The sequence below is a fragment of the Sphingobacterium sp. WM genome, from assembly GCF_029542465.1.
Lineage (GTDB): Bacteria > Bacteroidota > Bacteroidia > Sphingobacteriales > Sphingobacteriaceae > Sphingobacterium > Sphingobacterium cellulitidis.
This window is the reverse complement of the sequence record NZ_CP120709.1, coordinates 1,893,823-1,915,157: the sequence shown is the minus strand read 5'-3', so window position 1 is coordinate 1,915,157 and position 21,335 is coordinate 1,893,823. Positions and strand designations below refer to the sequence as shown.

23 protein-coding genes are annotated in these 21,335 nt (G+C 35.7%); 13 read left to right on the top strand and 10 right to left on the bottom strand.

The window, feature by feature from the left end; all coding sequences use genetic code 11:
• Positions 1-21: 21 nt before the first annotated feature.
• From PZ892_RS08135 to PZ892_RS08105, 7 genes are all read right to left on the bottom strand, one after another.
• Positions 22-1,899: a RagB/SusD family nutrient uptake outer membrane protein gene (locus PZ892_RS08135; RefSeq protein WP_094257990.1), complete on the bottom strand. Its 1,878-nt coding sequence runs from the start codon at positions 1,897-1,899 to the stop codon at positions 22-24.
• 11 nt (positions 1,900-1,910) lie between these two features.
• A complete protein-coding gene (locus PZ892_RS08130) occupies positions 1,911-5,144 on the bottom strand; it encodes a TonB-dependent receptor (protein WP_277712729.1) in 3,234 nt (1,077 codons plus the stop codon).
• 638 nt (positions 5,145-5,782) lie between these two features.
• Positions 5,783-6,523 (bottom strand): dienelactone hydrolase family protein, encoded by a 741-nt coding sequence (locus tag PZ892_RS08125; RefSeq protein WP_277712728.1) that lies wholly within the window; start codon positions 6,521-6,523, stop codon positions 5,783-5,785.
• 18 nt (positions 6,524-6,541) lie between these two features.
• On the bottom strand, positions 6,542-7,405 hold the full coding sequence (locus PZ892_RS08120; protein ID WP_277712727.1) for an NAD(P)-dependent oxidoreductase: 864 nt from the start codon (positions 7,403-7,405) through the stop codon (positions 6,542-6,544).
• 8 nt (positions 7,406-7,413) lie between these two features.
• Complete coding sequence (locus PZ892_RS08115) at positions 7,414-8,526, bottom strand: aldo/keto reductase (protein ID WP_277712726.1); 1,113 nt, start codon at positions 8,524-8,526, stop codon at positions 7,414-7,416.
• Positions 8,527-8,625: 99 nt separating this feature from the next.
• Positions 8,626-9,561, bottom strand: coding sequence for a DUF1801 domain-containing protein (locus PZ892_RS08110; protein ID WP_277712725.1), 936 nt, complete (start codon positions 9,559-9,561; stop codon positions 8,626-8,628).
• Positions 9,562-9,573: 12 nt separating this feature from the next.
• Positions 9,574-10,026 (bottom strand): SRPBCC domain-containing protein, encoded by a 453-nt coding sequence (locus tag PZ892_RS08105; RefSeq protein WP_094282471.1) that lies wholly within the window; start codon positions 10,024-10,026, stop codon positions 9,574-9,576.
• A 182-nt stretch (positions 10,027-10,208) separates the two neighbouring features.
• Here PZ892_RS08105 and PZ892_RS08100 point away from each other — a divergent pair, with 182 nt between their 5' ends.
• From PZ892_RS08100 to PZ892_RS08040, 13 genes are all read left to right on the top strand, one after another.
• The gene (locus PZ892_RS08100) at positions 10,209-11,060 is read left to right on the top strand and encodes an alpha/beta hydrolase (RefSeq protein ID WP_277712724.1); all 852 of its coding nucleotides are present in this window, start codon (positions 10,209-10,211) and stop codon (positions 11,058-11,060) included.
• Between the two features lie 71 nt (positions 11,061-11,131).
• Positions 11,132-11,551, top strand: a complete 420-nt coding sequence (locus PZ892_RS08095; RefSeq protein WP_277712723.1) for an SRPBCC family protein — start codon at positions 11,132-11,134, stop codon at positions 11,549-11,551.
• A gap of 9 nt (positions 11,552-11,560) precedes the next feature.
• Positions 11,561-11,956, top strand: a complete 396-nt coding sequence (locus PZ892_RS08090; RefSeq protein WP_277712722.1) for a VOC family protein — start codon at positions 11,561-11,563, stop codon at positions 11,954-11,956.
• 1 nt (position 11,957) lies between these two features.
• Positions 11,958-12,410: a hypothetical protein gene (locus tag PZ892_RS08085; protein WP_277712721.1), complete on the top strand. Its 453-nt coding sequence runs from the start codon at positions 11,958-11,960 to the stop codon at positions 12,408-12,410.
• A 2-nt stretch (positions 12,411-12,412) separates the two neighbouring features.
• Complete coding sequence (locus PZ892_RS08080; RefSeq protein WP_277712720.1) at positions 12,413-12,844, top strand: DUF1801 domain-containing protein; 432 nt, start codon at positions 12,413-12,415, stop codon at positions 12,842-12,844.
• 77 nt (positions 12,845-12,921) lie between these two features.
• Positions 12,922-13,338 carry a DUF6157 family protein gene (locus PZ892_RS08075; protein WP_277712719.1) on the top strand — a complete coding sequence of 139 codons (417 nt, stop codon included), beginning with the start codon at positions 12,922-12,924 and terminating at the stop codon, positions 13,336-13,338.
• Positions 13,339-13,452: 114 nt separating this feature from the next.
• Positions 13,453-13,938, top strand: coding sequence for an SRPBCC domain-containing protein (locus PZ892_RS08070; protein WP_277712718.1), 486 nt, complete (start codon positions 13,453-13,455; stop codon positions 13,936-13,938).
• A 48-nt stretch (positions 13,939-13,986) separates the two neighbouring features.
• A complete protein-coding gene (locus PZ892_RS08065) occupies positions 13,987-14,433 on the top strand; it encodes a VOC family protein (protein WP_277712717.1) in 447 nt (148 codons plus the stop codon).
• A gap of 79 nt (positions 14,434-14,512) precedes the next feature.
• Positions 14,513-14,872, top strand: a complete 360-nt coding sequence (locus tag PZ892_RS08060) for a hypothetical protein (RefSeq protein ID WP_277712716.1) — start codon at positions 14,513-14,515, stop codon at positions 14,870-14,872.
• Between the two features lie 164 nt (positions 14,873-15,036).
• Positions 15,037-15,861 (top strand): VOC family protein, encoded by an 825-nt coding sequence (locus tag PZ892_RS08055; RefSeq protein ID WP_277712715.1) that lies wholly within the window; start codon positions 15,037-15,039, stop codon positions 15,859-15,861.
• Positions 15,854-16,402 carry a DUF1697 domain-containing protein gene (locus PZ892_RS08050; protein WP_277712714.1) on the top strand — a complete coding sequence of 183 codons (549 nt, stop codon included), beginning with the start codon at positions 15,854-15,856 and terminating at the stop codon, positions 16,400-16,402. The genes PZ892_RS08055 and PZ892_RS08050 overlap by 8 nt, the downstream gene beginning before the upstream one ends.
• Before the next feature lie 27 nt (positions 16,403-16,429).
• Complete coding sequence (locus PZ892_RS08045; RefSeq protein ID WP_277712713.1) at positions 16,430-16,951, top strand: SRPBCC family protein; 522 nt, start codon at positions 16,430-16,432, stop codon at positions 16,949-16,951.
• A gap of 203 nt (positions 16,952-17,154) precedes the next feature.
• Positions 17,155-17,694 carry a hypothetical protein gene (locus tag PZ892_RS08040; RefSeq protein WP_277712712.1) on the top strand — a complete coding sequence of 180 codons (540 nt, stop codon included), beginning with the start codon at positions 17,155-17,157 and terminating at the stop codon, positions 17,692-17,694.
• Here PZ892_RS08040 and PZ892_RS08035 read toward each other — a convergent pair.
• The 3 genes from PZ892_RS08035 to PZ892_RS08025 form a co-directional block, all read right to left on the bottom strand.
• On the bottom strand, positions 17,691-18,818 hold the full coding sequence (locus PZ892_RS08035; RefSeq protein ID WP_277712711.1) for a serine hydrolase domain-containing protein: 1,128 nt from the start codon (positions 18,816-18,818) through the stop codon (positions 17,691-17,693). The two genes, PZ892_RS08040 and PZ892_RS08035, sit on opposite strands and share 4 nt — an antisense overlap.
• A gap of 126 nt (positions 18,819-18,944) precedes the next feature.
• A complete protein-coding gene (locus PZ892_RS08030; protein ID WP_094282457.1) occupies positions 18,945-19,325 on the bottom strand; it encodes a DUF1232 domain-containing protein in 381 nt (126 codons plus the stop codon).
• A 782-nt stretch (positions 19,326-20,107) separates the two neighbouring features.
• Positions 20,108-21,313, bottom strand: coding sequence for an FAD-binding oxidoreductase (locus PZ892_RS08025; protein WP_277712710.1), 1,206 nt, complete (start codon positions 21,311-21,313; stop codon positions 20,108-20,110).
• Positions 21,314-21,335 lie beyond the last annotated feature (22 nt).

Genomic DNA, 21,335 nt, shown 5'->3' with positions numbered 1-21,335 from the left:
AATCTATAAACTAACTTAATCCTATTCGTAACCAGGATTCTGTACTAGTTCCGTGTTTCTATTGATTTCATCCCGATTGAAGGAACTGAAATACATTTTGTCATTCCAGCTTCTGTTTTCAATCCCAGGGTTTAAATTACCAACCGTATAAGTGTAATTATAATTATTAGTATCATACTTATAGACATCTACTGTTTTCCCAGGCTTCAACTGACCAAAAATATTAATCAAAGTAACCTTTCTACCCAATGTCGTTGGGGCAATCATCCATCTTCTAGCATCAAAAAAGCGGTGCTCCTCATAAGCCAACTCAATACGTCTTTCATTTCTATAACGTTCTTTCAAAGCTGCTCCAGAATCATTGATCGCAAATAACCCGGCACGTAATCTTATTTTATTGATCCAGGCTCTAGCTTCTGCTTCTTCTCCAAGTTCAATACATGCTTCAACATAGTTTAATACTGCCTCTGTATAACGTAATAAAGGCCATGGAATTTGCTGACGAGTATTCTGATCAACAATCTTTGGATTTGGATCCACAAACTTTCTATAATAGTACCCAGTATAAGAGCCATTCCAATCTTCAATAGGACTATTTCTAGTATCCAATCCTGGCACTATGCGTTTAGTACCTGATCCTGATCCAACTTCATATCGACCTGTCTGAATTTGATTGTTCGGGTCTCTACCTTTCACATCATCCGTCCTTGGCTTCCAGTTTGATCCATCATGACTAATGGTTGCATAAAATCTTGGATCCCGATTCTTATAGGGTGCAGCTTTATGGGCAGGATTATTCCAATTGAATTTCTCGCCAGTACGCATTTCATAATCATCAACCAATAATTGAACGGGCGAATTTCCAGACCAGTTGTGATAACCATTAGGACCATTGTCACGACCAACCCATCCTCCTCTTTCATCTTTGATATCCTTGAAAAAACGACCTAAAATTAAATCCTTCTTCCCTTCAGCATCAGCTACGTTACTTCCTCCGCCCATAGCGATTGCCAAATAATTGGCAGTACCTTCCGTTGCAGGAATAGTATCTGTTAAATCCAATTTATAGGCATACTCCGTTTTGTCTAAGACTTTCTTTGCAGCATCCTTTGCTTTTCTCCAACGAGCAGTTCTATCCCCGGAAACATATCCCAAATATTCAGGGTTTTTGAACCCACTGATAATGGACGACTTGCCTTTTGCAGTTGGCATATCATGTAGATCACTAGCAGCATATAATAAAACCCTTGCTTTCAATGCATTGGAAGCATCTTCTGATGCACGGCCATCTTCTCTTGCTTGTCCGGTCAATAAGGTTGATGCAGAATCACAATCACTTACAATTTGATTCACACATTCCTCATAGGTATTGCGCGCTTGAAGAAAATCAGTATCCTCCAATTTGAACACTTTTTTAACTATTGGAACTGCTCCATAAAAGCGTAATAATTGCTGATAATAGTAAGCTCTCAAGAAATAGGCTTCACCTAACAAAGCATTCGCCTTATCCTTGTCATCAAACTTTGGATTTCTCAAATTTTCAATGGCAATGTTGGTAGCACGAATCCGCGCATACATCCTACCATATTCATACGTGTCCATAATATAGCCCTGATCCGCCGCATTGGAACGAGATTCTGTAACTGTATTAATTCCACGACCGGGATGAGTAAAGAATGCCTCATCGGTCATCGATGCCATTTGTTGCTCATAAAAACCTCCAACTCCGAAACCATTATAGATCTCGAAAACAAACGCTTGGGCTAATGCTGCATCAGACCAAACCAACTCCTCAGGCGCCTCATTTAACGGCTCCGTATTCACGAAATCATCATTACATGATGCCAGTAAACCTATGAAGGCCAAGGATATATATTGAATTTTAAACTTAAATTTCATAAGATTATATATTAAAACGAAACCATTACACCTGCGTTAATTAATCTTGCCTGAGGATAATATTGTCCTAATGCATTGTCAGATTCCGGATCGTAAACTTTGATTTTACTCCAGGTCAATAGATTTTGACCACTTACAAATACTCGAGCACTGCCTATTCCTGCTTTCTCAATCCATTGAGTCGGAAAATTATACCCTAACTCCATGTTCTTTAAGCGGATGTAATTCGTACTACGCATCCAGTAGGTATTATTGTTTGAGTAATATTGATCGCTTCGGTCAGTAATTCTTGGATATTCTGAACTCGGATTATCTACCGTCCAACGGTTCTCATAAAAATCCAATAGGTAGTTACCAATCGCTCCTGATTCATCTGTTCCTACCCTTTGTTCTGCTCCCGTTGCTCCTTGGAATAGGATCGCTAAATCAAAATTCTTATAAGTAAATCCTAGGTTTAAACCGCCTTGGAATGTTGGAATAGTATTCTTATCACGACGAACTCTATCATTTGGTGTAATCTTTCCGTCTCCATCATAATCTTGGTACTTCATATCTCCCGGACGTAAATTACCGGTGATATCACCATAATCAATAGTATTCGCATCAATCTCTGCTTGGTCCTTGAATACGCCATCATAAATATAGTATAAGCCGGCATTGATAGGTCTACCAGTACTTTGTTGCCATTCTGGAGCTCCTGGTGCCTCATCCCAAAAGATGATTTTATTCTTCGCATATCCTCCATTCACTGCAACATTAAATCCTAAATCACCAAATGTTTCTCGATAACCTAAGCTCAAGTCAAATCCTGAGTTATCTACTTTACCTATATTTTCAGCAGGTAAGGTCATACCTGTACTTTGCGGAATCGAAGCATTTCTACGCCACAAAATACTTTCCCTGCTATTTTTAAATAAGTCAAATTCAGCATTGAACTTGCCACCCAAAAATTGAAAATCAAAACCTAGGTTATAGTTATTCGCAACCTCCCAAGTAATAAATTTATTTGGAACACGGCTTTCATATAAGGATTTCACCATTTCATCGTTGATAATGTATGATCCGAACGCATAAGTTGAGAAGTATTGATATTCCTGAAGTTTACTATCGTAATACACATTATCATTTCCCATTTGCCCATAAGAAGCACGGATTTTGAAGTAATTTACAAATGGAACATTTTCTTTCCAGAAGTTCTCTTCAGAAACCATCCAGCCTAACATCGCTCCAGGGAAGAAACCATATCTCGAAGCCTTTGGAAACATATAGGACCCATCAACGCGCCATAATAATTCTGCAATGTATTTCCCTTTGTAATTATAGTTCGCACGACCAAAATAATTCAAACGAGCCCGATCCCATGCTCCACCGGAATTATCCTTCTCTGCATCTCCACCAGCAAATAAATAATCAATCTCATTTGAGATAAAGAACCTTCTGAATGCAGAAAAGTTATCATTGTGAATAGTTTCTCGGTTTACCCCAGCTAAAATATTGAAGGTATGATCACCTATTACTTTATCATAAGATGCGACTGCTCCTAACAAGACATTTAATTGATCCTCATTTGATTGTGTTAATCGCGGATCTGCTAACCCTCTTCTTCCAGCAACCAATAAAGGGGTTGTTCCATCAGCTTCATAATCTCCCTGCCAGGTATATAAATACCATGGTGTTTCCCATTTTTTGGAATTGATCAAATACTTATCAACTGCTGCTGTACCTGTCACTTTAAGCCCATCAACTCCTGGAATCAAAATTTCAATCTGTCCATTGGTCTGGAAGTAATACCGCTTATTGCGATCGTAGCCTGAAGCATCTGTCGAAATAACAACTGGGTTCTCACCGTTCTCAATATCTGGCCCTGGTAATCCATTTGGCCAATATGCTGGTTGCGTTGGATTTCCACGCATGGTCATCCGGAAAATAGTTGCTGCCGATTTAATCGGATAGCTCCGATTCTCCTGTCTGCCTAACATCCCAAATTGCAACTTCACGTATTTATTGACATTGGCATCCAAGTTTAATCGAAGATCGTATTGCTTATAGTTATTTGCACTGTTTTTATAATATCCTTCTTGGTTTAAATAACCCAAGGACATTAAATATTTAAAATTGTCCGATCCTCCATCCAACTGGAGGTTATGTTTTGATTGTGGCGACCAATTTCTAAGTGTTTCACCATACCAGTCCGTATTTGGATGTCCCCAAGGGTCTGATCCATCAGCAAACTTCTGTCTATCCTCCATAGTAAAGGGTGCAGATAAGATGGTACCATCTGGCTTTTTATATTCCCCGGTACTGTTGAAAGCATCCAGAGCAGATTTCCATTCATCAACCGGAAGCTTAAAGATTTCAAGTTCATTACGCATTTCTGCGTATTCATTTGCATCTGCTAGTTCAGGAATTACGGTAGGTTGAGAATAACCCTGATTAAAAGTGTAGGATAAGGTTGGTTTACCAGTTTTACCACGTTTTGTGGTCACTAAGACTACCCCATTGGCAGCACGTGCACCATAAATTGCAGCTGACGCATCTTTCAATACAGATATATTTTCAATATCTGCAGGATTCAAGCGCTCGAAACCTCCGGCACGGGCTGGAATTCCATCAATTACAATTAATGGTCCTGAATCACCAAGGGTATTTGTCCCACGAATCCGAATTCCGGAACCATCGCTCCCTGGCTCACCACTTCGATTCGTTGCCACTACACCAGCAACGCGGCCTGCAATCGCATTCGACAAATTGATCGCTGGTGATTTTTTTAATTCATCTCCCTTGACTGCTGCAACGGAACCTGTAACTGTAGCTTTCTTTTGGGTACCATATCCCACCACAACAACCTCATCAATATTGTCTAGACTCTGGTCTAAACTGACATTGAAGGTGGTCTGATTGGATACAGCAACTTCTTTACTTTCCATTCCTACTGAAGTGAAAACTAAAGTCGCTGTTCCTGGAACAGCTTCTAGTTCAAAATTTCCATTTTCATCGGTTGTAGTTGCTTGGTTAGTTCCTTTCACAGTTACGGTCACACCGGAGAGTGCTAAACCGTTTGAAGAATCCTTTACTGTTCCCCGAACAGTACTTTGATTATGCCATGTCGATGCATACATCGTAGCATCTTTGGCCAAATGGGCAAATGCAGTCGGTGAGGTGATACTGATTAGCATACTTATCCCTCCTATGCGAAGCATTTTAATCCCATTCTTTCCATTGAAAAAATGGCGGTGTTTAACCATAGAATTAAGGCGTTTAAGTTGTTATAGATTTATGTTTAGTTTTCCTAATATAGGAATTTAACAACTTAATGGTTCCCTATCACCTCAATTTATGGCATTTATCTTTAAATTTTTAACTTATTCAATAAACAAATGTTTAAGATACATTTTACAACAAATTGCATATCAAGTATTTAAAAAAAGTTAAATATTAGCGTTAAAGTTTGCAAAAATTGTAACAACTAAGGTTATCTAGAAAAATAAATAAAATAAAGGTTTTTGAATCAACAAAAGTCTTCATTCAATAAATCAACACCATTAAACTATAGGTGTAATTATATTATTATTAATTTCTTTTTTTATCATAATAGTATTAATTTTAAGGAAAACCACCAGTTAATAATCAATATTGAAGAGATGAAAACGATCTTACTTTTTTTAATATTCTTAAATACTTTCTGCGCAACTGCTGCCTACTCGATAAAAATTCAAAGTTTATCCAGTGAATGGATCCTGTTTTTTGCATTGTTAATCACTTCAATCTTTCATGTAATCTTATATAAGAAGAATTATCAGAAGCCTTTAAAATACTACAGGTCTTAAATAGTATAAAAAAAGCCACCCAAAGGCGGCTTAAATATTTTGATGCTATTGATGTTTTACTTTAATATTTCTTGTAGAAACATCAATTTATGATTCCATGCTCTTTCGGCCATTACAGGATTATAATCTGCCGACTCAGGATTTGTAAATGTATGCTTCGAATCTGAATAGGTTATTATTTGCCAATCAGCTTTGCCGTCCCTTAATTCTTTAACAAGCGCATCATAATCTTCAGGCTTTACCCCTGCATCATCTGCGGGATGCTCCACCAAAACCTTAGTCTTAATTTCTCCGTTAGCCCGGTCAGCAGCCTTTCCTAGACTACCATGGATACATACAACTCCTTCAACTGGCAATCCGCCTCTAGCAGCCTCTAATGCACCAGTACCTCCAAAACAATAGCCAATCACTGCCACCTTTGTAGCTCCTGCTTTCTTTAACTCATCTATTCCAGCCTGAATCCGCTTCTGATAGGATTGATAATCCTTTTTATACTGAGATGATATTTTTGAAGATTCTGAATTGTCTTTCGGCGTATTCCCTACGCCATAGATATCGGCAATAAATGCAATATAGCCTTGTTTCTCCAAGTTTTTCGCCGCATCAATCGCCTCTTGATCAATTCCTTTCCATGCTGGCAGAATCAAAACTCCCGGAAGGCTTTCCCCAGAATTACTGCTCATCAAACCTTTCAAAGCTTGATTACCTTCCTTATAATTTACCTCCTTTAGGTCCTGACCTAAAACAGTTTGACTAAGTAATATACTTAGCAAAATGATAAATGATTGATTCTTCATATTCTTATTTTTTATGATTTAATGAACGGTGTCCTGTTCTTTTAAGTAAGGAATAATACTCATGACATCTAAGTCCGCAAAACCAGCATCCTTCGCTCCTTGATAAGTCCCTAATACATCTTTACTCAAGGGATATTGTGCTCCAGCATCAATAGCTAACTTCACATCTTTCAGCATTAAATCTATAGAAAATGCTGCCGGAAACTCATTCTTTATTATTGAAGCAGTTTTTACCTTTGATGCGCCACTACCACTCGCACTTTCATTGATAATACTCATCATATCTGCCCGCGATATACCCATCTTCTCAGCGAACAAAACTGTCTCAGCCATCCCTTGATATAAAATTGAAAGGTAATAATTGATACATAGTTTCGCAGAAACGCCTTTCCCATTTTCACCCATATATTTTACTTCCTTACCCATCAGATTCAGATAAGGTAATACACGTTCTTCATCTTGCTTGTCGGCACCCACCATAAAAATCAATGTAGCATCCTTCGCTGGTTGTGTACTTCCCGCAACCGGTGCATCCACAAAGCTTGCACCTTTTGATTTAGTGATAGTAGAAATTGTTTTGGAAGCAAACTGTGAGATGGTGCTCATATCAACAAATAACTTCCCTTCAATATCCATGGTTAAGATAGTCTCATAAACCGCATGAACAGCATCATCATTGGTCAGCATCGTAAATATTATATCACAACTTTTCACCAAGCTTACGATATCATGGCATACGGTGCTCTTCTCGGCAAAATCCTGCATCTTTTCTGCAGTACGATTATATACATAGAGATCAACTCCAGCTTTTTCTAAATTCTTCGCCATAGGTTTACCCATGTTTCCTAAACCTATAAAGCCAACTTTTACATTATTTTCCATTCTGCAATTTAATCATTTGGAACAGGAGCACTCGCAGAAATTAATTTTTTCTCTTTCAACTCTTCCCAAAATCCCTTAGGGATGCTTTCTGTAAATGACTTTGCATTTTCTTTCGCTTGCTCTCCTGAGCTTGCGCCAGGAATTACGGAAGAGACTACATCTGGAGCTGCAGAAAATTGCAAAGCTGCAGTCCTGAGGTCAACCTGATGGTTCTTGGCAACCTCCTCCAAGTTTTTGAGCTTCTCAGCAGCAAATTCCGGAATCTTGGAACCATACAAATACCTCGGCTTTCCAGCAAGAAATCCCGCACATAAAGGCGCTCCAACAACTATGGATAATCCCTTTTCAGCAATCTTAGGAAAGACTTGGTTTAAATCATCTTCGTGATGAATTAAGGAATATTGACAGGCTGAAAGAAAAATATCAGGATCCGCTACCTCCATACTCTTCAATATAGGTTCAATCGTATTAACACCTAAACCCCAAGCTTTTATTAGTCCTTCCTCACGCATCTTGGTCAGCTCTTTGAAGGCACCATTCTGCGCTATCTCAAAGTATTTGAGCCAATCTTTACCCATGTCACCATTATCCGGCGATAAATCATGAACAAAAACAATATCCATCGATCCAATACCTAATCGTTGTAAGCTATCTTCAACAGACTTTCTGGCTCCCGAAGCTGAATAATCATACTTATACGATGCATTCATCTGACCCTTCCACATCAAACCTTCTTGCTTATAATTATCTTCTGGAACTAAAATCCTCCCGATCTTACTCGAAATAGTATAGTCATCTTTTAACTTTTCTTTTAAAAATAATCCCATCCTCCTTTCACTTATTCCTAATCCATACCAAGGAGAAGTATCATAATACCTAACCCCTGCTTCCCACGCCGCTTCCATGGCTTCATGACAAGCTAAATCTGAATTATGGTTGAATCCATTGCCCAATGCAACACCACCAAATCCACTCATACTCTTTGGACGAAATCTTTTTTCAATATTTTTTTCCATGTATTTTCCTTTATTAAATGACCCTTCAATGCTCGTAGCTCCCCAACCCAGGGAAATGCTACCTCCTAATAATAGTCCTTGATTGATAAAATCTCTTCTGTTCATCTACTAAAATCTCTGAATTGTCTAATTCCTCTATTTAATGAACAGTTAAATTTTAAGATTGTTGTAATTCCATAAAAAAAGCCTATCATTACGATAGACTTATTTCTTGTATTTATCATGTAAGCCCTTGCCTTCCAGGATCATCGGTCTTATCTTTTCCAGCCGACTTTCTTTGGTCTTATCTTGCTTGGCTTCATCAATATATTCTATGTATTCTTTCTTTTTCCCGGGAGTCAGTTTTTCAAATGCTACACTAAAAATTTTATCCTTGTCCAAAGCGTCTTTAAACATTCCTTCTACTTTTTTAGGTAAAGATCTATCTGGCTTTATTTCCTTCCCATCTTTTATCGTCTGAACAGATTCCTCGATATAGGCAAGAATTTTCTCCTCGTCCATATCTTTGATATCTGTAAATCGCCATTGCCGTAATGATTTTGTTTTTCCTTCCGATGCAGTTACCAAAACCTGGAGCTTATCCTCCAAAAACACACCATTATAAAACCATAAGGAAAAGAAGTCTTTAAATCCGCCCCATCCAATAACGTTTTTTCCTTCATAAGTATAAACATCTGCACCCCACTTTATCTCCCTTTTCAACGGCGTTTTATTCCTTAGGATAATCTGATTCATAAATTCTTGGCATTCATCCCATCTTTCATGTTTCGTTTCCCAACTTGGATACTGACGTTCCTTTAATCGTTCTGCATTAAAATGTACGATATCTGTTATGAGCTTCTCCGGTAATGCCTTATCCAAAGAGATTTGAATAGCCCCTTTTGAAGTTTTATAAGGCTTTAGTTCCTCAGCAAAATTTTCAATGGCATCAACACCCGGATATAAACCAAGATGATTCGTGAACATGGCAAAATGAATTAAATTCCCATTATACCTGTAAGTAGGCATTTTATAGTTTATCGTCTCCTTGGATTCTTTTGGTGCTGCCTTTTTTATTATAGCCCGAACTTCTTTCAATAACTTCTGTTTTCCTCCTTCAAAACCCAAAATATATTCATCAATCGTCGTAAAAGTTGACATAGGTAATCAATTTTAAGGTTTCATAAAATCAAATGCACCCTTCCGCAGGTTAATACCGTATTCCAAACTCGCCTTTAGACAAGCTAAAAAGTTTGACCAACCTTCGGTTTGACCAATGGCCTGTTTAATTCCTTCTTCATTCGCAGGCATATAACTTTCCTTTATCCGAACCACCGTAAAGTTATTATGAAAGGCTTCCAAGAAAATTTCAACCATCATCCCTTCCTCGCCGCCACTCCAATCAAAGGATATATAATCATAAGGCCGAATAAATTTCCCAGTTACTGGAAAGATATCATCAAACTCCGGAAACTTCCATTCAACAGTAACCCCCTCTTCTAACCTTCCTGTTGATTTTTCAATAAAATAATTACTCATTTTATCTGGGTTAACAATCGCTTCAAAAACCTCTTCAATAGGTTTTAATATCTGAATCGAGGCTCTGGCACTTAGATTTTCATTCATGATTATGTTTTATTTAGTAGTGTAAACTCAAGTAATTATTATCTAATTTAATATATAATTTCCCTTATGGAGTACATTATTTAGAAAAGTATTTTAAGCAATTGAATTAAAACAGAAAAGATTATTACATTGTTTTATTAATGGAATCAATTCTCCTTATTTCTGCAATAAAAAAATAAATTATGACTGACAAAATCGTCCAAAATCTAGATATCAGTTTATTTACTCAATCCTTTGGTAACAAAAGAAATCCTCCTGTTTTATTGATTGCCGGCGCCACGGTATCCATGTTATTTTGGGATACTGAATTTTGCCAAAAACTAGCTGATAAAGGTTTATTTGTGATCCGTTTTGATTTTCGAGATACCGGAAAGTCCACCTCGGTTCCTGAAGGAACAGCAAATTATAACATGCTGGATTTTGCAGATGATCTTATTTCAATCTTAGACTCTTATGAAATCTCTGCAGCGCATTTGGTTGGAATATCTTTAGGCGGAATGATAGCCCAAATTCTTGCGATTAGAAATAGTGACCGAGTAAAATCATTGACTTTACTAAGTACCATGCCTTGGGGTGATTCCGAGTTCCCAATCCCAGAAATGGATACCCGAATTTTAGACTTTCATGCCAAAGGATCGGATATCAATTGGGATAATGAAGATAAGGTTGTGCATTATATGCTGCAGGGCTCCCAATTGATGAGTGGAAAAAAACCATTGAATGTACTAAGGGAGGAAAACTATTTGAGAGAATCCTATCGTCGTGCCAATAATTTCAGAAGCCAGTTTAACCATGCTTCCATTTCAGGAGGGATGGAATATTACAATCAATTAGACAAAATAAAAGCACCTGTTTTAGTAATTCACGGAACAGAAGATATCATTTGTCATTTTCAAAATGCTATAGCTATCATGCAAAAACTGAGAGGTCAAAATCTGGTTGTGCTAGAAGGTACGGGCCATGAGCTACATGAAGAAGATTGGGATTTGATCATCAATTCAATCGTGAGTATGGTCAAAATGTTGGAACAATAATTTATTTCTTGTCATAGGACAAGTTGATATAAAGCACTAACGATTAATTTCGAATATAAAACAACACGATTATGGAAAAGAAAAGAATTCACATTGAAACCTTAATTAATGCTCCATTAAAAACAGTATGGGAAGCCTATAATAGTCCTGATGATATTGTAAAATGGAACCATGCATCTGAAGATTGGCATTGTCCATCATCCGAAAATGACCTTAAAGTAGGTGGAAAATTTAAAAATAAAATGGCTGCCAAGGATGGAAGTTTTGAGTTCGATTTTGAAGGTACTTATACCGAAGTTACGCCAATGAATAGCATTTCCTATGTCTTGGGTGACAATAGAGAAACAGATATTAAATTCAAGGATGACAATGGTAAAACACAGGTAATCATTGATTTTGATATGGAAGGCTCTAATCCTGAAGATATGCAAAGAGACGGCTGGCAAGCTATCTTAGATAATTTTAAAAAACACGTAGAAACTAAGAATTAACCAATAATTATGTCAGAACAAAAATATAAACCTGGTCAGATCGTGTGGGCTGACTTGACGACCAATCAAGCAGAATCCCTCAAGGAATTCTACAAAGATGTCCTTGGCTGGCAGGAGTTCCCTGTCGCTATGAAGGATAATGAAGAGTCTTACAATGACTATGCAATGTTGTATGATGAGAAGAATCCTGCAGGTGGAATATGTAATCAAAGAGGTGTCAACGCGAATATTCCGCCTCAATGGATCATGTATGTTTGTGTAGAAGATGTTGATGTAACATTACAAAATGCTTTGGACCGCGGAGCAAAATTAGTTCATGAAAGCAAGAAGGCTGACGGCAGCCTTAATTATGTAATCATCCAGGACCCTGCAGGTGCAGTCTTTGGATTCGGAAAATTTCAATAAGATGAAAACAGTATATTTCTCTCAGCAAATCAATGCTGATCCTCAAAAAATCCATTCCATAATGCTTGATGAAGCAACCTACAGAGAATGGACAAAACCCTTCAGTCCTACTTCCAATGTAAAAGGTAATTGGACCGAAAATTCTACCATCAAATTTACTTCCTTAGACCAAAATGGAGATGAAGCAGGGATGATTTCTAGAGTCGAAAAAAATATCCCCGGTGAACTCGTTATCATTAGACATTTAGGAATGTTCGACAAAAACGGAGAATATTATGAAGGTGAAATGATAGACAATTGGAAGAATGCTTTGGAAATCTATCGATTTAATAAGACTGATGATGGAACGAATGTATTATGTTCGGTCGAGATTTCTGATGAGGATGATCTTCATATGTTTGATCAAACCTGGCCTGAAGCCCTGAATATAGTAAAGCAACTTTCTGAAAAATAATAATGGCAAAAGTAAAAACACAGTTTTCAGATGAGAATGTTTATGACTTCATCGACCAATTGGATAATGAACAGAAAAAGCAAGATTCCATCGAGTTAATAAAACTAATGGAAGAAGCTACGGGCGAAAAGGCCAAAATGTTCGGACCTACAATTATTGGTTTTGGACAATATCATTATAAATATCCAACTGGACACGAAGGTGATGCTCCACTATTAGGCTTTTCTCCAAGAAAAGCAGCTATTTCATTATACGTATTTACTGGTTGTGAACAGCATAAACACTTATTGGAAAATTTCGGTAAATACAAAATGGGCAAGGCTTGTATCTATGTCAAAAAACTTTCAGATGTAAATATTGATGTCATGAAGAATATGATGAAAGAATCAATTGACTTTATTTCTGAGAAATACACGAGGATTCACCCAAATTAAAATGGTTTTAAGAAACAGTTGACAAACTGTTGTCACTTGGTCCGTCTAATTTTATTCCGCTAATAATAGATAATCATATGAAAACACATAGCACTAATTATTTTAACACATTGATTACCGTTGCGGAAGATTGTAAAGCCTTAAAAGGAGAAATTCCCCCATTAAAAATCGATAAACTAACAGTTGCAAATATGCAATTTGAAAGATTAATCAATAACCCCCATCATATAAATTCCGATGATCTGATTTTTGACATCTATGCCAATAGAAATGATTTATTGGAAAGTGAATTAGAGGATGAAAAAGCAAAGTTTTATTCGAAAGGACAAGCTTGTCTGCGTACTTCTCCTCTTGCCAAAACCTATGGATGGGGAATTTATTATGATGCAGAAGGCAAAATTAGATTAATTGATAGTTCTTCAGATGAATACCAAAAATTGTTGCAAGATAATTCCATCAAAAAACTTCCAGCAATGAGATCCTCCAAAAAATAATTGACAATCCTAAAATGATTTTAAAATTTCATTACTTGTCCTATGGCAAGTGGATTCCATCGATAGCAGCGTAACTTAGTTTTAGTATATATAAGAGCAACAAATTTAATCGTCATGGAAAAGAAATTTCAATATCAGATCAAGGAGAAAGAAGTTATTATCACTCGTCAATTTGAAGCGTCTCAAAATCAAGTTTGGAATGCGTTTACGGACTCTAAAATTTTAGATCAATGGTGGGCACCAAAGCCTTGGAAATGTAATACCAAGGAACAAGATTTTTCTGTTGGAGGTCGTTGGTTATATAATATGTCCGGTCCCAATGGTGAAATTCATTGGTCTTTTTTAGATTACACCGCAATAAATCCTCAAAATTCTTACACAGGCTTAGATGGTTTTTGTGATGAAAATGGAAATCAAAATCCGGAGTTCCCAAGTTCGGAATGGAAAAATGAATTTTCATTCAACAATGGAATCTGTACAGTCACATCTTCCTGTAAGTATGATAAAGAAGAAACCTTACAAGCTTATTTAAAAATGGGTTTTCTGGAAGGCTATGAAATGGGATTGAACAATCTGGAAGAACTATTAAAAAAGCAATAAAATTAGATTAACACATTAATTAATATAAACTCGTAAAATCAAAAAATTATGACAAAGGTTCATGCTTATTTAAATTTTAACGGTGATTGTAAAGAGGCTTTTGATTTCTATCAAAAAGTCTTCAAAGCTGAAAGTTCAGGCACATATTTATTTGATGATATGCCTGCGGACCCTAATTTCCCACCTTTGCCCGAAGATGCTAAAGGTAAAGTGATGCATACTTCTATTCGGATCAATCCAGATTGTATGCTTATGGGTTCTGACGTTGTCGAAGGTTTTGGCCATAAATTAACAAATGGCAACTCAACCTATATCATGCTTGATGTAGAATCTCCAGAGGAAGCAAAGGAACTTTTTGCAGCATTATCAGAAGGTGCAAAACAAATTGAAATGCCTTTAGAAGAAACCTTTTTTGCTGAATTGTACTCCTCATTCCAGGATAAATTCGGAATCCAATGGATGATTCACTTCGAAGGAAACAAAAAAATGGGATAATTATCTATAATAAATCACATTAATAATCAGTAACGCATCATTACGCGTTACTGATTTATAAAACTATTGACGATAGTACATGGGAAGAATCAATCTCAAAGCTGGAAAATATATTGTTCTTAAAATTCCAATGCACCTATTTGAGGATACATTGCACTTCTATCGAGATATCCTCCTGATGGATGTTGAGGTAAAGGCTAGTTTTAATGCTAAAAAAAGCAAATCAGCAATTATCGCCTTTGGTACCAACACCTTAAGATTGGAAGCAGAAGACCAGCAATTAGATTCTAACATTCTGCTGGAATTATCAACAGATCAAATCGCTTCCGCAGTTGAATATTTTAAGGCAAATGAAGTTCAAATTGAAAACTCCGAAGCTTCTAATCACTATTTAAAGGATCCCGCAGGAAATTTGATCTGCCTGTCAACTAAAGATTGAAAGACAAAACAAATGCTGATGTTAATCTGTGTAAATGGATAATTCATCATCCTGAAAACTTTACGAAATAAAAAATTGAGTTTCAATAAATCAAAACTGCCATGTCTATTATCGAAGAAATTATTCTACTTACTCAATTCAAGGACATATTAAACTATAAAACAATGGCAAATAAAATAATTCCATCGCTTTGGTTTGACAATCAGGCAAAAGAAGCATTTGACTATTATACCGATGTATTTCCAAATAGTTCAATCATAAAAGATAACGGAGTTGTCGTAGAAGTAAATATTATGGGACTTAACTTTATTGGAATCAATGGTGGACCGGTATTTAAACCTACTCCGGCGATTTCATTTATGCCGGTCTTTGAAAATAAAGATGAAATTGATACCATCTGGAATAAATTACTCGATGGCGGTCAGATTCTTATGCCCTTGCAACAATATCCCTTTTCAGAATATTATGGTTGGATTTGTGATAAATATGGGTACAACTGGCAACTCTATTTTGGAAAATTAAGGGATGTGAATAATCAAACGGTGGTTCCTACTCTAATGTTCTGTGCAGAACAACAAGGTAAATGTAAGGATGCATTGAAATTCTATGCAGATTTGTTCCCAGATTTTGAATTACAAGGCGTTCTAGAATATTCCGAAGGCCCAACTAAAGGCCAGGTTCAGCACGCTCAATTTATTGCAAATGATGTTACAATGGCTGCAACAGATTCTGGAGTTCCGCAACCTTTCACTTTCAATGAAGCAACATCCTTAACAATCGTATGTAAGGACCAAGAAGAAATTGATTATTATTGGAATAAAATTATTGCAAACGGTGAGGAAAGCATGTGTGGTTGGTGTAAAGACCAATTTGGTGTCAGCTGGCAAGTTGTACCGAAAGATATCAACAAACTGCTTCAAAACCCGAATGCTGCTCAAGCCTTAATGAAAATGAAGAAAATTGAAATCAATCAATTAAGAGATGCCTAATAAAAATGAATTCATCTATATCATTTTTCTACGGGCAGTAAATGTTTCAGGAAAAAATTTAATAAAAATGGCTGATTTAAAGGCCAAGTTGTTAAAATCTGGCTTTAAGGACGTTCAGACCTATATTCAAAGTGGAAATATAGTCCTAAAGTCAGATTTAAACAAAGTTCAGCTTACTGAGCGTATAAATAAGCTCATCATGGATGAATTTGGATTAGACTTATCCATTTTCATACTTTCAGAAGCAGAATTGAATGATGCTTTACAAAACTGTCCTTTTCCCAGTGAATTTCCCGGCAATCGGGTTTTCATCACCTTCTTAAATAAAAAACCGCAAAATTCAGACACTGATAATTTTAAGCAGATAGACCTAGGAGAAGAGAAATATCATCTTCACGAACAAATATTATACTTCTATTTACCTGATGGCATGGCAAATAGCAAATTGAATAATAATTTTATTGAGAAAAAATTAAAAGTAATAGCAACCGGTAGAAATACTAATACTGTAAACAAAATGCTAACTTTGATTTCAAAATAATTAAGAAAAAAACCAATTTATCAAACTATGAAATTCATTAAATATTTCCTTTTGACTGTACTAGGTATAGTTGCATTGATCCTGTTAGTGGCTGCATTTGTATCAAAGGATTTCCATGCGGGTAGCGAAATCACAATCAATAAACCCAAAGCCCAAGTCTTTGATTACGTTAAATTAATCAAGAATCAGGGAAATTACGACAACTGGTCACGACAAGACCCAAACATTCAACGTAATTATGAAGGTACTGATGGAACACCCGGATTTATTTACATTTGGAAAAGTAAAAAAGTAGGTGACGGAAAACAAGTAATTACCAAGGTGGATTCATCAAATGGCCGTATCGATATGGATTTATTCTTTAATGGGACTGGCGATGCAAACAAGTCATTTATGCAAGTCAATGAAATCGACCCTCAAACCTCAAAAGTTATTTGGGAAATTGATGGTAAAATGCCTTATCCATTCAATGTTATGGGGCTTTTCTTTGACATGAACAAAGATTTTGATGCCGGATTAAGTAACTTAAAAGAAATCTTAGAAAAATAATTCAATAATTAATATCCATCTTCTAGCCTATTGTTACTTCGAGAACACGACCATTTGAGAATGAAAAACTAGGAATTAACAATTCCTGTGAATACTTTTCCGAAAGAGCTGCAGGAGATGCAAAAATCAGATTTCCATTAATATGGAAATCTGATTTTTTTTCAAGAATATTCTCTACATTTATTTGACTAATTATTGATGATATGAAAAATTACCTATTTCTTTTTCTTTGTGTTGGCTTCTTCTCCTGCCAGAACAATAATCAACAGAAAAAGCAAGATCCACTAGATACGCTTGCCAATATTGATTTCGACAAAGGTCCCATTGGTAAAGAGGCTGGATGTAAATGGCTGAAAGATAGCATTGAAAGTTATTTCAACAACAATGCTGGCTTGGAAGGAATGCAAGTATTGACCACTCCTGATTATTACAATTTCAAACTCGACGCTATGAATACCGGACTCGATATCGATAGCAGCATTACCGAATTTGAATTAAGGCAAAAATGGAAATCGAAGTTTGATATTGACTCCATTAGCCTCGGACATGGATTCTTAATATCTGCGCAGGATTGGGGAAAAATTCAAGTCTCTGGTTGTGAACTTCTCAATGAAAATGCACAAGAACTGGACCTGAAAGTTATTATCTCAGATTGCCAATTCCAAACAGATTACCATAGAGATATTAAACTGGTCATGGAAAATAATCAAATTAAAATCGCGAATGTAAAAGAATACGACTAAATCTTATTCGCGTAAACATCACTCAACCATTTAAAAATTGGTTTATTATCTAATCCTTGGACCTGAATATCTAAGGAATTTAAGACCTCGTCTATAAAGGGTTCTATGATTTGATCATCCCGATTACTAAACAAGCTTAAATGAAGATTTTTGGCAGGAATACTCAATACAAAATTATTAAAGCCTGTGCTTTCACCTGAATGAAAATACACAAAATCACCATCCTGATCTTTGCCAACAAACTTACCCATACTATAAAAAAATGATGGATTGATGGTACTATAATTATCTACAAAAAATCGGCTAAACAAAGAATCATCATTTAATCTTTGAAAATATGCCTGGTCCCATTTTTTATACTCTTCAGCTGAAGTATACACTCCCCCATCTCCTTTTGTAGCACTTGTTATGCTTTGATCGGCAAATACAAACTGGTCTTCATTCAGATGATAGCCAAATGCCCTATCTTTTATATTATCTGACGGTGAATAAACGATTGAATGTTCCATATTCAATGGCTGGAAAAACTTCTCCTGAACATATTCACTAAATCCTTGCCCTGAAACTTTCTCAACAATTAACGCCAAAAGACAATATGCGGTATTACTATATCGAAACTGTGATCCCGGAGCAAAATAAACTCGATCTAGAGGTTCAACCAATTTAAGCACATCAGAATCACTCAGCTGAGTCTCTTGATTTTCTGGAATTACCTCCTCGTAATCAACAATTCCAGAGGTATGATTCAATAATTGGAAAACTGAAGCTTTTCTAACTTCTGCACGTAATCCAGGAAAGAACTCTGATATATAGGCTGAAACATTTAGTTTCTTGTCTTTTACCAATTGATATATTGCTGCAGCCGTAAATTGTTTACTTACAGAGGCCATTCGAAAATTACTCTGATTATCAATTTCCATTCCTGATTTTAGATCTCTTTTCCCTGCCCCCACAGCATAAATCGTCTCAGCATTATTATTAAATATATGAAGCATAATCCCTGGATTATCCTGTTCTGAATAATATTGATCTACGATACGATCCATATTTTCCTTCACATCCTCTTGGGAATAACCACTTTGTAGACTAAACACTAATACAATAAAGACGATGATATTCTTCATAATTCCGGTTTTATTTATTGTCCAATATAAATATTAATATTTTGGAACTTAATATTTCCCAAATAAAAAAATAGGTATTAATATACATTAACACCTATTCCTAACTTATACTTTAATTGACCTAATTTACATTTGAATTCCAGTTGTTCTAAACTTACGATAGCGATCGATTTCATCCGCCAACTTTGAAATTGCAAAGCCTACAATGGAGGCATCATCCAACCAACCTAATACGGGTATGATATCTGGAATGGCATCTATAGGAGAAACAACATATAAAATTGTTCCTACGATGATGGACATATTCCATTTGTTCATCTTATATTTTCCTGAAAATGTGTCCTTAATCATGGAAATCAATAATTTGAACTCATTTGTTCTACCTTCCAAATGCTCTGCTTTTACTTCAGCTATCTCAATATCTTCGTTTGTTAATTTTCTATTTTTAAAAGTATTAAACAGTAACAATGCCCTGTTAAAATAGTTTTTCTTCATTCTGTTTTCCATCAGTTTTTTATATGACCTAACAAATGTAAAACGGTTTAATCCATAAAAGATTATTTTCCACAAAATTTTACAAAACCCATATTCTTTAAATAATGTGGTTTATTCCTAGATCCCAACAAAAAAGATAAGGTTTATAAACATTTTCCAATCAGCGCACAATAAGCTGAAAATAAAATCGTTATAATAAGACTAAAGAGGTTATTTTAAAATCCTTAAGACATTAGTTTTATGAAGAAAAAGTTAAGATAACTTTTTAACGAAAAGGTTGACAATCGAAAAATGTCAACCTTTTCTATTTTTTACACTTTGAAATAAAATATTTTTTATAAAAAAAATCCCCCTCCAATCGGCAAAAACAGCATTATTAAAAAAATATTAAAAAAAAATTAACACCCACACAATATTCAAAATTTCACGGCGTTATTAATTATACAAAAAAGGTTATTTTATTTTCAGTTATGACGTGAGTTATAATAAAGAAATAAAGAAGATAACTTTTTAAAGAAAGAGGTCGACTATAAAAGTTGACCTCTTTTATTTTTTATAAAAAATCCTCCTCCAATCGGTAAAAACAGCATTATTAAAAAAATATTAAAAAAAAGTTAAGACCCACACAATATTCCAAATTTCACGGCGTTATTAATTATACAAAAAAGGTTATTTTATTTTCAGTTATGACGTGAGTTATAATAAAGAAATAAAGAAGATAACTTTTTAAAGAAAGAGGTCGACTGTAAAAAGTTGACCTCTTTTATTTTTTTATATCCATTTCAGCAATTATGCTAACGACCAAAAGCAAAATATTCACTTAATTTATGTTTTTGCCCCTTTAACCAATCAGAGACCATTTCCATTCCTGTAACTGAAAAGGTTATCCCATTTCCACCAAATCCAAGAACAAAGTAAGACCGTTTAAAATCTGGATGCTCCCCAATATAGGGTAATCCATCTTTTGTTTCCCCAAATGTCCCTGCCCATGAAAAATCCGTAATAAAGGATTTATCTTCAAAAACCTTATTAAAATCTCTTTCCAATTTTTTGGACTTCGATCCCAACAACTCATCTCGTTTTTCTGGGTTTCTAAACTCCTCATCTTCCCCACCAATCAAAAATCGACAATCATCGGTTGTTCGCATATAGAGGTAAGGTTCCGCAGTATTCCAGATTAAATAATCATTATACTTTGCATATAATTTCGGATTGACTTCGGAGACTATAGCATAAGTACTCAAGAGGTCTACAAACTTTTCCTTGATCAGATTCACACTTTCATAACCCACACAATAGATTATCCGCTTTGCCTTTATGGTTTGTTTAGTATCTAAATGTACAAGATTAAACCCTTTCTTCTCCTCAACCTTCAGCATCTCGGTCTTATCGAAAATTTTCAGCCCCTTTTTTTGATTATATAGTAAAAGCTCATGTGATAAACGAAAGGCATCCACACTACCTCCATGATCTGAAAGAATCCCACCATAGGAATCCTTGATTTCAAAATCCTTCTCAATCTCTTTTTCTTCCAACCATTCTACTTTGAATCCGGCCTCTTTTCTTGCTGAAAACTCTTTCTGTAACCATGGAATATCTTTTTTCCTACAAGCATAGTACAAGGATTTTTTCTTTTTAAAGCCGGCATCTGAATGGATTTCCTTCGCAATTTTACTTAAGGTACTGATCGATTCGTTACAGGCATGATAACTAGCAACAGCTGGCTCTGCCCCAATCATTTCTTTTAATTTGTATAATGGCGTATCAATTTCATATTGCAACATCGACGTGGTTGCTGAGGAACTCCCATTTACAACCTCTCTCTTATCGATAATTATCGTATTGTACCCATCCTTTATACATTGATGAGCTATTAGACAACCTGTTATTCCTGCCCCGATAACCAATACCTCGCATTCCAAATCTTCACGAAGAGAAGGAAAGGAGGAAATTATCCCATTTTTGACCAACCAAAATGGTTCATTAGATTTTAAATCCATAAAATAAAAACCGTGTATTAAT

Coding starts and splice junctions, on each gene's coding strand:
- PZ892_RS08135 (WP_094257990.1), bottom strand. CDS start 1,899: ATGAAATTTAAGTTTAAAATTCAATATATATCCTTGGCCTTCATAGGT.
- PZ892_RS08130 (WP_277712729.1), bottom strand. CDS start 5,144: ATGGTTAAACACCGCCATTTTTTCAATGGAAAGAATGGGATTAAAATG.
- PZ892_RS08125 (WP_277712728.1), bottom strand. CDS start 6,523: ATGAAGAATCAATCATTTATCATTTTGCTAAGTATATTACTTAGTCAA.
- PZ892_RS08120 (WP_277712727.1), bottom strand. CDS start 7,405: ATGGAAAATAATGTAAAAGTTGGCTTTATAGGTTTAGGAAACATGGGT.
- PZ892_RS08115 (WP_277712726.1), bottom strand. CDS start 8,526: ATGAACAGAAGAGATTTTATCAATCAAGGACTATTATTAGGAGGTAGC.
- PZ892_RS08110 (WP_277712725.1), bottom strand. CDS start 9,561: ATGTCAACTTTTACGACGATTGATGAATATATTTTGGGTTTTGAAGGA.
- PZ892_RS08105 (WP_094282471.1), bottom strand. CDS start 10,026: ATGAATGAAAATCTAAGTGCCAGAGCCTCGATTCAGATATTAAAACCT.
- PZ892_RS08100 (WP_277712724.1), top strand. CDS start 10,209: ATGACTGACAAAATCGTCCAAAATCTAGATATCAGTTTATTTACTCAA.
- PZ892_RS08095 (WP_277712723.1), top strand. CDS start 11,132: ATGGAAAAGAAAAGAATTCACATTGAAACCTTAATTAATGCTCCATTA.
- PZ892_RS08090 (WP_277712722.1), top strand. CDS start 11,561: ATGTCAGAACAAAAATATAAACCTGGTCAGATCGTGTGGGCTGACTTG.
- PZ892_RS08085 (WP_277712721.1), top strand. CDS start 11,958: ATGAAAACAGTATATTTCTCTCAGCAAATCAATGCTGATCCTCAAAAA.
- PZ892_RS08080 (WP_277712720.1), top strand. CDS start 12,413: ATGGCAAAAGTAAAAACACAGTTTTCAGATGAGAATGTTTATGACTTC.
- PZ892_RS08075 (WP_277712719.1), top strand. CDS start 12,922: ATGAAAACACATAGCACTAATTATTTTAACACATTGATTACCGTTGCG.
- PZ892_RS08070 (WP_277712718.1), top strand. CDS start 13,453: ATGGAAAAGAAATTTCAATATCAGATCAAGGAGAAAGAAGTTATTATC.
- PZ892_RS08065 (WP_277712717.1), top strand. CDS start 13,987: ATGACAAAGGTTCATGCTTATTTAAATTTTAACGGTGATTGTAAAGAG.
- PZ892_RS08060 (WP_277712716.1), top strand. CDS start 14,513: ATGGGAAGAATCAATCTCAAAGCTGGAAAATATATTGTTCTTAAAATT.
- PZ892_RS08055 (WP_277712715.1), top strand. CDS start 15,037: ATGGCAAATAAAATAATTCCATCGCTTTGGTTTGACAATCAGGCAAAA.
- PZ892_RS08050 (WP_277712714.1), top strand. CDS start 15,854: ATGCCTAATAAAAATGAATTCATCTATATCATTTTTCTACGGGCAGTA.
- PZ892_RS08045 (WP_277712713.1), top strand. CDS start 16,430: ATGAAATTCATTAAATATTTCCTTTTGACTGTACTAGGTATAGTTGCA.
- PZ892_RS08040 (WP_277712712.1), top strand. CDS start 17,155: ATGAAAAATTACCTATTTCTTTTTCTTTGTGTTGGCTTCTTCTCCTGC.
- PZ892_RS08035 (WP_277712711.1), bottom strand. CDS start 18,818: ATGAAGAATATCATCGTCTTTATTGTATTAGTGTTTAGTCTACAAAGT.
- PZ892_RS08030 (WP_094282457.1), bottom strand. CDS start 19,325: ATGGAAAACAGAATGAAGAAAAACTATTTTAACAGGGCATTGTTACTG.
- PZ892_RS08025 (WP_277712710.1), bottom strand. CDS start 21,313: ATGGATTTAAAATCTAATGAACCATTTTGGTTGGTCAAAAATGGGATA.